The sequence below is a fragment of the Achromobacter sp. Root83 genome (assembly GCF_001428845.1).
Lineage (GTDB): Bacteria > Pseudomonadota > Gammaproteobacteria > Burkholderiales > Burkholderiaceae_B > Achromobacter.
This window is the reverse complement of the sequence record NZ_LMIU01000026.1, coordinates 24,197-36,620: the sequence shown is the minus strand read 5'-3', so window position 1 is coordinate 36,620 and position 12,424 is coordinate 24,197. Positions and strand designations below refer to the sequence as shown.

The following is a 12,424-nucleotide window of genomic DNA, read 5'->3' as shown; positions in this document are numbered from 1 at the left end:
CCTCAGAACACCTGGCCCAGCTTGCGGACCAGGTCGCCCAGACGCCAGTCGTCGATACCGTGCGCGCGCAGCGCGCGCTCGGTTTCCATCACGTAATCCAGGCAGGGCCCGGAATGCCCGACGGCATTGCGCACGGACGCCAGCAGGCGTTCGTCGCCGATATCGGCCGCGTATTCCTGGCACGCCCGGTTCAGCAGGAATACCAATCCGCGCACCGGCGCGGCTTCGGTGTGGCAGGTGAGCCAGCGGGGACTATAGGCGCCGGTGACCATTTCACGGCGCCACAGCGCCTGGAACACCGCCGGCACATCGCAGGCCGCAATCTGGAACGCGACGCCGCGGCAGCATCCGCCACGATCCAGCCCGAACACCAGGCCAGGGTTGTCCGGAGACCCGCGATGGTCGTGCGACCACAGGCACAGGGAACGGTGATAACCACGCACCGTCGCCAGACGGCGCTCGCGCCACGCAAAGCCGGGATGCCAGATCAGGGAGCCATAGGCGAACACCCACAGATCGTCGGCGCCGTTCCAGCCGGCCAGGAGGTCATCCACCGAAAGCGCCTGCCGCGTCTTTGCCAGTCCGGCGCAGCCGGCGGGTACTGCAAACGACATAAGGGTCCTCTGATATCCCGGTTCATTCCATGGCTGGAGTGAGCGATATCCTACGCCGCCGCCTGAGCAAAAGAATTGCGAGATGGGGCCCTTGCAACACGCAGAAAGAAATTTGCGTCCGCCAAAGCGCTGCTCCGAGGAAAAAAATTGCGCGCCCGCGCCTACACCGCGCCCAACGGCAGTTCGGTGGTGCTTTTGATGATTTCCATCGAGAAGCTGGCGCTGACATCCAGCAGGTCCACCGCGCCGATCAGCCGGCGGTAGAACCGGTCATAGGCCGCCATGTCTTCCACCACGACCTTGAGCAGATAGTCGATATCGCCCGCCATGCGGTGGAATTCCACCACGTTGGGCAGCGCCATGACGGCGTTGATCAGGCTCTGCGTCCATTTTTCGTTGTGCTGGCTGGTCTTGATGGACACGAACACGGTCAGGTTCAGCCCCAGCGCGCGCGGATCCAGCAAGATCGCATTGCGCGCAATGACGCCGTCGTCCTTGAGCTTCTGGATGCGGCGCCAGCAGGGCGTCACGGACAGGTTCACCCGTTCGGCAATGTCGGCGACCGAACAGGTGGCATCTTTTTGCAGCAGCGCCAGAATCTTGATGTCGGTCTGATCCATGGATGTCCTTGACGCGATGGGTGCCAATCTTGCCTTGTACTCCGGCCCGCGTCCAGCAAGGCGCGATCAGTAGGTGCCCGGGTAGCCGCCCCCGTCGATCAGCAGGCTCTGTGCGGTCATGTAGCCGGCGTGCGCGGAGCAGACAAAGGCGCACAGCGCCCCCAGTTCCTCGGGCCGTCCGTAGCGCCCGGCGGGATTCGACCGCGCCCGCTCGTCCCAGAGCTGCTCGAAGGTCTTGCCCGACTGCTCCAGCATGCCCTGGATGTGCCGGGTCTGCGCGTCCGTCGCGAAGGCGCCCGGCAGCAGATTGTTGATGGTGACGTTGTGGCGCACCGTTTGCCGGGCCAGACCTCCCACGAAACCGACCAGGCCCGACCGCGCGCCGTTGGACAGCCCCAGCTCGGCATGCGGCGCCTTCACGCTACGCGACACGATGTTCACGATGCGGCCGAAACGGCGCTCGACCATTCCATCCACCACCCGCCGGATCATGTCGATCGGCCCCAGCATCATGGCGTCCAGCGCGGCGATCCAGTCTTCGCGGGACCAGTCCCGGAAGTCCCCCGGCAAGGGGCCGTCGGCGTTGTTGATCAGGATGTCGGGATGCGGGCAGGCGGCAAGGGCCGCATCCCGGCCTTGCGGCAGCGTCAGGTCGGCCGATACCCAGCCCACGCCAATGCCGGTCTCGCGCGAAATCTCGGCGGCGGCCTGCTCCAACGTCTGCGGATTGCGGGCCGCGATCGTCACCGCCACGCCCTCGCGCGCCAATCGCAGGGCACACGCCTTGCCCATCCCCCGGCTGCCGCCAAACACCAGTGCCGTCTTGCCGCTGATCCCAAGATCCATGCCTGACTCCTCTGTTCCGCGCCCAGGACGGACAGCCCCTCGGTCCGCCCCTCCGAAGCGGAAACAGTATAGGAGGGAGCTCAACCCGGCAAGGCCGGCGCCGGGCCCCACCCCGCGACCGCAATGAAAAATGGGGCCCCAAAGGACCCCAACGGCGCTGACGCGGCTACCGCATCAACCCATCCACTGGCTGACGGGCGCGGCGGCATCCTGCAACGGCTGCGCGACCACATCGATCAGCGCGGGGCCGTCGTGCTCCATGGCGGCCTTGATCGCGGCATCCAGCTTGGCCGGATCCTCGACGCGCCACGCCTTCACCCCATAGGCTTCGGCGATGCGCGCATGGTCGGTGCGGTTGAAATCCACGCTGTAGTAGCGCTTGTCGTAGCCGGCCTTCTGGCTGGCCTTGATCCACCCATAGACAGAGTTCGAGAACACGATCATCAGCAGCGGGGCCTTGTGGCGCACGATGGTTTCCAGCTCGCCCACGGTGAAGCCGAAGCTGCCGTCGCCCATCACCGACACGCACTTGGATTGCGGGCGGCCTACCCACGCGCCCAGCGCCGCCGACATGGAAAAGCCCAGCGCGCCGTGCGCCCGGTTGGTGATGAAGTGGCGGCCGGGGCGCGACACATCGTAATAAGCCGAGAAATACGGGCAAGGCGTGCCGGGATCGGCGCAGACCACCGCGTCGTCGGGCAGCAGTCGGTTCAACGACTGCACCACGCGTTCGGGCCGGATGGGGGCCTCCAGGCTGTTGGCCAGCGGCTCCAGTTGGGCCAGTCGCGCCGCCTTGGCGCGCCCTGCCAGCACCGCGCCGTCGGCCGCATCCGAGGGCCGGTGCGCCAGGCGGGCCTGCACCTCGGCGCCCAGCGCCTCCAGCGCCAGCCTGGCGTCGCCCACCAGGCCGACTTCGGTCAGATAGTTGGCGCCGATCACCATCGGATCGATGTCGATGTGCAGGATGGGCACGTCGCGGCTCGGGAAGCGCCAGTGTTCGGTCGACGTCGATCCGGCGCGGCACCCTACGAACAGCACCACGTCAGCGGCGGCCACGACGTCGCGCGAAGCCATCACGCCGCCGTTGGAGCCCACCACGCCCGCGTTGAGCGGATGCGTATCGGCCAGGCTCCCCTGCCCGCTGACGGTCACGCATACCGCGGCCTTCAGCGTCTCGGCCAATTCCTGCAAGGCGCCGCTGGCGCCGGCGATGACCACGCCGCCGCCGCAAATGATCACGGGCGAGCGGGCGCCCACCAGACGCTGCGCGGCACGCGCCACGTCGGCCGGATCCGGCGCGGAGCGCATGGCCGGGAAGCGGCCGTGTTCGGGCTGCGCCCAGATGTCGGACGCATCCACCTGCTGCTTCATCACGTCATACGGAAAGCACAGGTGCGCCGCGCCAGGCTTGCCGGTTGTCATGGCGCGGAACGCCGCCCGCACCATGCCCGGAATCTGGTCCGCGCGGTCGATCGTGCGGTTCCATTTCGTCAGCGGACGGTACAGCGCTTCCTGGTCCAGTTCGGTCAGCGGGTATTTGCCGCGGGAACCAACCGCCACGTCCGAGGTAATACCCAGTACCGGGATCGACGATTCATTGGCTTCCACCAGGCCGGGAAGCAGATAGGTCGCGCCGCCGCCGCTGGGGCCCTCGCACACGCCAACCTTGCCGGTCACGCGGGCGTAGGCATCCGCCATGTAGCCGGCGCTGCGTTCGTCGCGCGTCAGGATGTGCTGCATGCCGTGATCCAGGCGATACAGCGCGTCGTAGAACGGCAGGCTGGTGTCGCCGCACAGGCCAAAAATATGTTTGACGCCGTTGTGTTGCAGCATCCGCACCATGGCTTCGGCGCCGGTCAGGTTTTCCATGTCATCTCCACGTGTTTCACGGGCACGGCCGGACGGCGCGCCGTCCGGCCATCCACCGCTCAGTTATCCAGATTGATGTTGCTGCTCTTGATAAAGGCGCTCCAGCGGTCGTACTCCGACTTCACGTACGCATCCAGCGCCGGGCCGTCGGATGCCACGATCTCGAAGCCCGCTTCCGTTACCTTCTTCCGGATGTCCGGGTCGGCCAGTACGGCCTTGAAGTCCGCCGTCAGTTTCTTCACCGTCGCCTCGGGCGTGCCCTTCGGGGCGAACATGCCGCTCCACGAATAGGCGACGAAGCCCGGAAACCCGGACTCGGCCACCGTCGGCACATTCGGCAGTTCCGGCAGGCGCTTCTCGCCGGCCACGGCCAGCGGTTTGATCTTGCCCGCCTGGATCTGCCCGCGCAGCGCCGCGAAGCTCAACCAGGTCATGTTGGCCTGTCCGCCCACCACGGCCTGGATGGCCGGACCGCCGCCGCCGTACGGCACGTGCAGCAGCTCGACCTTGGACAGCCGCTTGAGCTCTTCCGGCGCCAGATGGTTCAGCGAACCCACGCCGGTCGAGGCATAGTTGAACTTGTTCGGCGGCTGCTTGGCGGCTTCGGCCAGGAACTCTTTCAGGTTATCCCCAGGCACGCTCGGGTTCGCCCCGATCACCAGCGGAAAGCGCACGGTCTGCCCGATCGCGACGAAGTCCTTGAACGTGTCGTAGGGCAGCTTGGGCTTCACGGCGGGGTTGATGCCGTGGTTGTCAAAGCTGACCAGCAGCGTGTTGCCATCCGGCTCGGCGCGCGCCACGAATGCCGTCGCGATCTGGCTGGCGGCGCCCGGACGGTTTTCGACCACGACCGCGCGTCCGCCCAACTGTTGCGACAGGCGCGGCTGCAGGATGCGCGCCAGGATGTCGGTACTCCCGCCCGGCGGATACGGTACGACCAGCACCAACGGCCGTTCCTCGGCGACGGCGGGCGTGGCGATAACGGCGCCTCCCGCGGCGGCCAGCGTGCATACCGCGGCCAGTACCCGCTTCATCGTGTGATTCATTTATTTTCCCCTGCTGTTGTGGTGTTGGCCGGCGCTGCCTTGGCGGGTTCGGCCTGGTCCCGCATGTAAATCGTTGAAAAACCGGTGCGTATCACGTCGGTGATCTGGTCCAGCCGCCGGCCGATGTGCGTGCTCATCAGGCCGGGCAAGGCGTCGATGTCACGCTGCTCCAGCGCCTGCACGATGCGCAGGTGCTCGCCCTGCGTATGGCCGCGGCGGCCTTGCTGCATGTCGATCCAGCGCACGAAGTGGATGCGCGCATTGACGCTTTCCAGCGCGCGCACAAATTCGTCGTTGCGCGAACAGCGGGCAAGGGCCAGATGAAAGGCTTCGTCCAGTTCCAGCAAGCGCGCGGCGTCGCTGTCGTCGGGCTCATCGCGCGAACGCTCCACGAAAGCCCGCAGGCTGGCCAGTTCCTCGTCGGTTGCGCGCTCGCACGCGGCGCGCACAATGCCAGCCTCCAGCACCGCGCGGTACTCGTACAGGCTGTGGATCTGCTTGGCGTCCAGCAAGCGGGCGATAAAGCCGCGGTTCACGGACCGGGTCAGAAAGCCTTCGACCATGAGCTGGTTCAGCACTTCGCGCAGCGGCGTGCGGCTGACGTTCAGCCTGCGCGCAAGCTCGACCTCGTTGATGCGTTCGCCCGGCTTGAACTCAAAGCGCACTGCCATCGCCTTGACGGCGCCATACAACTCCGCCTGGCCCGCCGAGGTACGGGCACTGGGTCGGACTGCGGGTGGGGAGAGCGGCATACCGGGGATTACCTGAGGCCATTTTCCAGCGGGGACAAAGTGCATACTAAAGTGCATACACTTTGATCGGCAACTCGGGTTTGCCCGGACGGACGCAGTCTCCCGCCGGCGGCAGGGGCTCGTTTGGATGACATCAGGGAAGGCGCCTGGCGACAGCCAAGCGCGGCAGCCCGCAAGAAATGCGAGCTACAAGCCGGTATCCAGCGTGTAGTGCGCGCCGTCCCGGTTCTCCAGGGTAAGCGTGGAAAGCACGGGGGTTTGCGCAGCGGCATCTTGCGCCACGTGGATGCGCAGGTTCGCCAGCGGCACATCCCAGCCGCCCGTGGCGGGCTCGGCGTTGACACCGGCCACCAGAGCCAGGCGTTCGGCAACGCCGCGGGCGTCTGCCGCGCGGGCATCGATGCGCTGCAGGCTGCGCGCGCCGTTGGGATGGGCCATGAGATCCGGCGACCAGACGCACTCGGGCGTCAGATGGCGGCAGAAATACATGCGGATGCCGGGCAGCGGCTGCTCGGCGAAACGCACGGTATGAAAGCGGGCTTGAACTTCCTGGCCATCCAGCAGGGCGGGCCGAGTCAGTTCCTGCACGGGATTCACGGCAAAGCCGGCATCCCGCAACCGCTGGTAGGTGGCTTCGGCGTCATGGGTGCGGAACACCAGCGCCTCCAGCCCGAAGGCGGAATCGGCGATTTCCTTGCGCGCGGGCGGCGCGCCCGGCGGCCATCCCAGCAACTCGACGTACGTGCCTTCCAGCACGATCAGACGGTTGCACGACCCCAGGTTGTGCACCGCCTTGTCGCTCAGGTGGAAACCCTGGCGTTCGAAATGGGGCGCCAGCGCATCCAGCCGGTCGCGCACCATGACGACAGCGTGGTCGAATTCAGTGCGGCCAACGGAATGCAGCATGACGGTTTCCCTTTATCAGACCAGCTTACCGTGGCACTGCTTGTACTTCTTGCCGCTGCCGCAAGGGCACGGGTCGTTGCGGCCGACCTTGGGCAATGCGTTGCGCACGGGCTGGGCACTGTCGTCGGACTCGGTCGCGGCCAGCGCTTCGTCGTAGTCGGAATGGTGGTACTGCACGTTCTGCACGTGCGGTTGCGCCGCCTCGGCTTCGGCCTGTTCGACCTGCTCCGACGACTGCACACGCACAGTCATCAGCACCTTGACCACATCGTCGCGGACGCGGTCCAGCATGCCCGAGAACAGCTCGAAGGCTTCGCGCTTGTATTCCTGCTTGGGGTTCTTCTGCGCGTAACCGCGCAGATGAATGCCCTGGCGCAGGTAGTCCAGCGCCGACAGGTGTTCACGCCAGTGCGTATCGATCGCCTGCAGCATGATCGAGCGCTCGAATTGCGACCAGGACTCCGTGCCGACTTGATCGACCTTGGCCTGGTACGCATCGCGCGCCGCGGCCACCACGCGTTCGCGCAGGTCTTCGTCGGTCAGGCTCTCTTCCTTTTCCAGCATCTCGGTCAGAGGCAGATGCAGGTGCCAGTCGGCTTCCAGCGCCTTTTGCAGCGCCGGGATATCCCACTGCTCTTCCACCGACTCAGGCGGCACGTACGTATTGAACAGTTCGGTCACGGCGGCGTCGCGCAGGTTCTGCACGGTGGCGCCCACGCTGGCGGCTTCCAGCACGTCATTGCGCTGCGAATACAGCACCTTGCGCTGATCGTTGGCGACGTCGTCGTATTCCAGCAATTGCTTGCGGATGTCGAAGTTGCGGCCTTCCACCTTGCGCTGCGCGGTCTCGATCGAACGCGTCACCATGCCGGCCTCGATGGGCTCGCCCTCGGGCAGCTTCAGGCGTTCCATGATGGCGCGCACGCGGTCGCCCGCGAAAATGCGCATCAGCGAATCTTCCAGCGACAGGTAGAAGCGGGACGAGCCCGGATCGCCCTGGCGGCCGGCGCGGCCGCGAAGCTGATTGTCGATGCGGCGCGATTCGTGGCGCTCGGTGCCGATGATGCGCAGGCCGCCCGCGGCCTTTACCTGCTCATTTTGCGGCTTCCATTCGGCGCGCACCTTCTCGATGCGAGCGGTCTTCTCGGCATCGGACAAGGATTCGTCGGCGCGGATCAGGTCGACCTGTTTGTCGACGCTGCCGCCCAGCACGATGTCGGTGCCGCGGCCCGCCATGTTGGTGGCGATGGTGATATGGCCGGGCTTGCCGGCTTCGGCGACGATTTCGGCTTCGCGGGCGTGCTGCTTGGCGTTGAGCACTTCGTGCGGCAGCTTGGCCTTTTTCAGCAGGCCCGACAGCAGCTCGGAATTTTCGATGCTGGTCGTGCCCACCAGCACGGGCTGCCCACGCTCGTGGCAGTCGCGGATGTCTTCAAGGATGGCGTTGTACTTCTCGCCATCGGTCTTGAACACCTGGTCGTTCTGGTCCTTGCGGATCATGGGCTTATTGGTCGGGATGATGACCGTTTCAAGCCCGTAGATTTCCTGGAATTCGTAGGCTTCCGTGTCCGCCGTGCCCGTCATGCCGGACAGCTTTTCGTACATGCGGAAGTAGTTCTGGAACGTGATCGATGCCAGCGTCTGGTTTTCGTGCTGGATCTTCACGCCTTCCTTGGCCTCGACAGCCTGGTGCAGGCCATCGGACCAGCGGCGGCCCACCATCAGGCGGCCCGTGAATTCGTCGACGATCACGACCTCGCCGTCCTGCACGACGTACTGCTGATCGCGGAAGAACAGGTTGTTGGCGCGCAGGGCCACCATCAGGTGGTGCATCAGCGCGATATGGCGCGGGTCGTACAGCGACTCGCCTTCGGGCAGGATGCCCAGGCGGGCCAGGATCGCTTCGGCGTTCTCGTGTCCGGCTTCGGACAGGTAGACCTGCTGGCTCTTTTCGTCGACCCAGTAGTCGCCCTCGGGTTCCGGCTCCTGCGGCTTGGGCTCGCTTGCCATGCGCTTGAGCAGCGGCGGCACCGCGTTCATGCGGATATAGAGTTCGGTGTGATCTTCGGCCTGGCCGGAAATGATCAGCGGCGTGCGGGCTTCGTCGATCAGGATCGAGTCCACTTCGTCGACGATTGCATAGAACAGCACGCGCTGGCGGCGGTCCTCAACACGGTATTCCATGTTGTCGCGCAGATAGTCGAAGCCGAATTCGTTATTGGTGCCGTACGTGATGTCGGCCGCGTAGGCGGCTTTCTTTTCTTCGTTGGGCTGCTGTGGCACCACCACGCCCGTGCTCATTCCCAGGAAGTGGTACAGGCGCCCCATCCATTCCGCGTCACGGCGGGCCAGGTAGTCGTTCACGGTCACCACGTGAACGCCCTTGCCAGCGATGGCATTCAGGTAGACGGGCAGCGTCGCCATGAGCGTCTTGCCTTCGCCCGTACGCATTTCCGCGATCTTCCCGCTGTGCAGGGCGATGCCGCCCAGCAGTTGCGCATCGAAGTGGCGCATGCCGAACACCCGCTTGCCCGCTTCGCGCACAACGGCGAAGGCCTCGGGCAGCAGGTCGTCCAGGGATGTGCCCTGGGCGTGGCGGGAACGGAATTCCTCGGTTTTGGCCGCCAGCTCCGAATCGGAGAGCGCGGAGATCTTGGGTTCTAGCCCATTGATCTGGGTTACCAGCTTGCGATACTGCTTAAGCAGCCGATCGTTGCGGCTACCTATGAGTTTTTTGAGCAGAGAAACCATGCGTATGTCGGCCGCACGAGCCACGCCGCACACAAAAGCGCTTGGGCAGCGTCACCCGTGACTTGATGTTATTGGTTGAGCGGGGGTCCGCTGGGAAACGAACCAGTTTAACGCACCTGGAGCGCAATAGCCTGAACCTATTACCAGGGTAGCATTGTTGACCGGTTTGACCAGCCAACCGGCCAAGGGTTCAGGGCGTGGCGGCCTGGGCGATGGCGGGCGGCGCATGCTGCTGCGGCCCCAGGAACAGGCGGGGATCCAGGGGCTGGCCTGCAAGCCGGACCTCGAAGTGCAGATGCGGGCCGGTCGAACGGCCGGAACTGCCTACGCGGGCCACCTGTTGGCCACGCTCGACGAGCTGCCCCTGCTTGACCATCAGCGAAGAGGCATGGGCATAGCGGGTGATCAGGCCATCGCCATGGTCGATTTCGACCATATTGCCAAAGCCCGGCTGGAACTTGGATTCCAGCACCACCCCGCCCGAGGCCGCCAGGATGGGCGTGCCAGCGGGCGCGGCGAAGTCCAATCCCTCGTGCATGGCGGTACGTCCCGTCACCGGATTACGGCGCCAGCCATAGGAGGAAGACAGATAGGGATAGTCGGTGATCGGCATGGCGGTCGGCATGCGGGCCTGGTCCGCCGAGCGCTTGGTCAAGGCAGCGTCCAGCAGCTTCAGGTTGTCCGTCTGCTGAGACAGCCGTGCCTGTATTTCGTCGAGCTGGCGGCCTAGCGCCTCGGCCGACGCCGCGCTGGGCGGGGGATGATCGGTGAACAGGTCGTCCATGACCTGCGTGGCTTCCGGCTGGATCAGCGCTTCGGGTTGCGCCACGGCCAACTGCTTTGCCAATTCGGGATCGGTGTAGGCCACGCCCGCCACTTTGGCCACGCGCTGGCCCAGGCCATCGATGCTGACCAGCTTGGCCTGCAGCGCCCCCACCTTCGCGGCCAGCAGATTCATGTTTCCGCGCAGGAAATCGGCGTCGCGCCCGGGCTGATCCGACAAGGGCCAGCCCACCGTATGGACCGCCGGCAGGATGGGAGTGATGTATCGTTGTAGCGCCGCGCCAAAAATGGCCGCGGTCATCAGGGCGCACCCCAGAAACAACGCCAGATGTGCGCCTCCCAGGGTGAAATGCCCGTCCTGCCCTTCGCGGGCGTGCATAATCACGATTTTCAAGGTTTGCTTCCTAATCTTAGAGCCGGCATGAATAGACCCTCTTCATACCGTCAACGTTCCGGGTCCAGCCGAAGGGCAGAAAATACCGCCCTGGGATGGCTGGGTCATGACATGCGGGGCGCCGGCGTATTGGCGACCGCCCGCAAGCACTTGCAAATCCAGTATGCGGTGGCGGCAGTGTTGCCCGCCCCGCTGGGCGCCGTGTGCCAGGTTGGCAAACTGGAAAACCAGTGCCTGCACCTGGTGGTGCCTAGTGCCGCTCATGCGGCCAAGATGCGTCAATTGGCGCCGCGCATTGCGCGGTCGCTCGCGGACCAAGGGTGGAACCTTAACGAAATTGCCATCAAGGTACAAGCGGGTTTGCCCAAGCCCGGCGCCCGTCAGCCGCGCCCGCCCAAAGAGGCGCAACCCCTGGGCGACAAGGCCCTGGGCGCGTTCGAATCGCTGCACGACAACTTGCGTCCAGGCGCATTGGCGGATGCGGTCGCCAAGCTCTTGAGGCACCACAAGAGTAGCTGACGCCACCCCCGTTGTCCGGCATTTCGCCTGCCCGGAAACGTAGCGAAACCAAGTTTTCAGGCCGATGGCCCGATGGTCTGCTACCGGTTTGCGACTATCGCGCTAGGGGATGGCGGCCGGCGCCATCCTTAAGCAGGAACCCGCGCGCTTGGATCGGGGAGCACCCCGGCGGCCGGGCCCGGCTTGAAAGCTGGGCGTTAAGCCAGCTTCCATTCGTGGCGAAACGCCTGGGGCGCTTCTGCCTGCGATTCATAGGTAATCAATTCCCAGGCATCGCGCTGCTCAAGCAACGCGCGGGCCAACTGGTTGTTCAGCCCGTGCCCCGATTTGCACGCCACGTAGCGCGCCACCAGGGGCTTGCCCAGCAGATACAGGTCGCCAATGGCGTCCAGGATCTTGTGCTTCACGAATTCGTCGTCATAGCGCAGCCCGTCGCTGTTGAGCACGCGGTACTCGTCCATGACGATGGCGTTGTCCAGGCTGCCGCCTCGGGCCAGGCCCATCGACCGCAGGGCCTCGACTTCGTTCACGAAACCGAAGGTGCGCGCCCGGGCGATCTCGCGCACATACGAGTGCGTCGCGAAATCGATTTCGGCAAAATTGGCCGTCGAGTCGATGGCGGGATGACGGAAGTCGATCGAGAACGCCAGCGCATAACCCTCATGGGGTTCCAGCCGGGCCCACTTCTCGGAGCGGCCTTCGCCTTCGCGCACTTCCACCGGCTTCAAGACGCGGATGAATTGCTTGGGGGCGTTTTGCTCGACGATGCCCGCCGAGCGCAACAGATAAACAAACGTCGCCGCACTGCCGTCCATGATGGGGACTTCTTCGGCAGTAAGGTCGATATGCAGGTTGTCGATACCCAGGCCGGCCAGGGCCGACATGAGATGTTCCACCGTGGACACGCGGACATTGCCCTGCTGCAGCACGGACGCCATGCGCGTATCGCCCACGCCCGTGGCTTGAGCAGGCAGGTCCACGACCTGCGGCAAGTCCACGCGGTGAAACACGATACCGGTATTGGGTTGTGCCGGGCGCAAGGTGAGCTCCACCCGCCGTCCTGAATGGACGCCGACGCCTGTCGTGCGGACGAGATTCTGAATGCTGCGCTGTCGGAACATGAGACTTGGGAATTTGAGCCAGGAAGCCGGCAAGATAGTGAATAGTTTGCCGGCGTAACTGACGTATTGTAACTCTGTCCGATCCTTGCCGCCATCGCGGTGTCGGGATCGACCTGAACCTCCGTCCCTTTTTTGATGCCGTGCAAGGGAAACACGGACCGCTCTGCCTCCGGCCGCCCGAGGGGACAGGCGGGCCGGAGATG

11 protein-coding genes are annotated in these 12,424 nt (G+C 65.0%); 1 reads left to right on the top strand and 10 read right to left on the bottom strand.

The window, feature by feature from the left end:
* Positions 1-2 precede the first annotated feature (2 nt).
* From ASE30_RS25585 to ASE30_RS25545, 9 genes are all read right to left on the bottom strand, one after another.
* Complete coding sequence (locus ASE30_RS25585) at positions 3-614, bottom strand: gamma-glutamylcyclotransferase (protein WP_057287096.1); 612 nt, start codon at positions 612-614, stop codon at positions 3-5.
* Positions 615-775: 161 nt separating this feature from the next.
* Positions 776-1,234, bottom strand: a complete 459-nt coding sequence (locus ASE30_RS25580; protein ID WP_057287095.1) for an Lrp/AsnC family transcriptional regulator — start codon at positions 1,232-1,234, stop codon at positions 776-778.
* 66 nt (positions 1,235-1,300) lie between these two features.
* Positions 1,301-2,080, bottom strand: a complete 780-nt coding sequence (locus ASE30_RS25575; RefSeq protein WP_057287094.1) for an SDR family oxidoreductase — start codon at positions 2,078-2,080, stop codon at positions 1,301-1,303.
* Between the two features lie 174 nt (positions 2,081-2,254).
* Positions 2,255-3,949 carry a thiamine pyrophosphate-binding protein gene (locus tag ASE30_RS25570; protein WP_057287093.1) on the bottom strand — a complete coding sequence of 565 codons (1,695 nt, stop codon included), beginning with the start codon at positions 3,947-3,949 and terminating at the stop codon, positions 2,255-2,257.
* Positions 3,950-4,008: 59 nt separating this feature from the next.
* Positions 4,009-4,995 (bottom strand): tripartite tricarboxylate transporter substrate binding protein, encoded by a 987-nt coding sequence (locus ASE30_RS25565; RefSeq protein WP_057287092.1) that lies wholly within the window; start codon positions 4,993-4,995, stop codon positions 4,009-4,011.
* Positions 4,992-5,747 (bottom strand): GntR family transcriptional regulator, encoded by a 756-nt coding sequence (locus ASE30_RS25560; protein WP_057287091.1) that lies wholly within the window; start codon positions 5,745-5,747, stop codon positions 4,992-4,994. Before ASE30_RS25560 ends, ASE30_RS25565 begins: the two co-directional genes overlap by 4 nt.
* A 186-nt stretch (positions 5,748-5,933) precedes the next feature.
* Positions 5,934-6,653 carry a VOC family protein gene (locus ASE30_RS25555; RefSeq protein WP_057287090.1) on the bottom strand — a complete coding sequence of 240 codons (720 nt, stop codon included), beginning with the start codon at positions 6,651-6,653 and terminating at the stop codon, positions 5,934-5,936.
* Positions 6,654-6,668: 15 nt separating this feature from the next.
* Positions 6,669-9,404, bottom strand: a complete 2,736-nt coding sequence (secA, locus tag ASE30_RS25550; RefSeq protein ID WP_057287089.1) for a preprotein translocase subunit SecA — start codon at positions 9,402-9,404, stop codon at positions 6,669-6,671.
* A gap of 190 nt (positions 9,405-9,594) precedes the next feature.
* Positions 9,595-10,566, bottom strand: coding sequence for a M23 family metallopeptidase (locus ASE30_RS25545; RefSeq protein WP_057287088.1), 972 nt, complete (start codon positions 10,564-10,566; stop codon positions 9,595-9,597).
* A 126-nt stretch (positions 10,567-10,692) separates the two neighbouring features.
* Here ASE30_RS25545 and ASE30_RS25540 point away from each other — a divergent pair, with 126 nt between their 5' ends.
* Entirely contained in the window at positions 10,693-11,100 is a 408-nt protein-coding gene (locus ASE30_RS25540) for a DciA family protein (protein WP_082601735.1), read from the top strand.
* A 197-nt stretch (positions 11,101-11,297) separates the two neighbouring features.
* Here ASE30_RS25540 and lpxC read toward each other — a convergent pair whose 3' ends face one another.
* Positions 11,298-12,221, bottom strand: coding sequence for a UDP-3-O-acyl-N-acetylglucosamine deacetylase (gene lpxC / locus ASE30_RS25535; RefSeq protein WP_057287086.1), 924 nt, complete (start codon positions 12,219-12,221; stop codon positions 11,298-11,300).
* Between the last annotated feature and the right edge of the window lie 203 nt (positions 12,222-12,424).

What these genes read in the sequence shown, in the direction of transcription:
- ASE30_RS25585 (WP_057287096.1), bottom strand. Translation starts at nt 614, where the DNA reads ATGTCGTTTGCAGTACCCGCCGGCTGCGCCGGACTGGCAAAGACGCGG.
- ASE30_RS25580 (WP_057287095.1), bottom strand. Translation starts at nt 1,234, where the DNA reads ATGGATCAGACCGACATCAAGATTCTGGCGCTGCTGCAAAAAGATGCC.
- ASE30_RS25575 (WP_057287094.1), bottom strand. Translation starts at nt 2,080, where the DNA reads ATGGATCTTGGGATCAGCGGCAAGACGGCACTGGTGTTTGGCGGCAGC.
- ASE30_RS25570 (WP_057287093.1), bottom strand. Translation starts at nt 3,949, where the DNA reads ATGGAAAACCTGACCGGCGCCGAAGCCATGGTGCGGATGCTGCAACAC.
- ASE30_RS25565 (WP_057287092.1), bottom strand. Translation starts at nt 4,995, where the DNA reads ATGAATCACACGATGAAGCGGGTACTGGCCGCGGTATGCACGCTGGCC.
- ASE30_RS25560 (WP_057287091.1), bottom strand. Translation starts at nt 5,747, where the DNA reads ATGCCGCTCTCCCCACCCGCAGTCCGACCCAGTGCCCGTACCTCGGCG.
- ASE30_RS25555 (WP_057287090.1), bottom strand. Translation starts at nt 6,653, where the DNA reads ATGCTGCATTCCGTTGGCCGCACTGAATTCGACCACGCTGTCGTCATG.
- secA (WP_057287089.1), bottom strand. Translation starts at nt 9,404, where the DNA reads ATGGTTTCTCTGCTCAAAAAACTCATAGGTAGCCGCAACGATCGGCTG.
- ASE30_RS25545 (WP_057287088.1), bottom strand. Translation starts at nt 10,566, where the DNA reads ATGCACGCCCGCGAAGGGCAGGACGGGCATTTCACCCTGGGAGGCGCA.
- ASE30_RS25540 (WP_082601735.1), top strand. Translation starts at nt 10,693, where the DNA reads ATGCGGGGCGCCGGCGTATTGGCGACCGCCCGCAAGCACTTGCAAATC.
- lpxC (WP_057287086.1), bottom strand. Translation starts at nt 12,221, where the DNA reads ATGTTCCGACAGCGCAGCATTCAGAATCTCGTCCGCACGACAGGCGTC.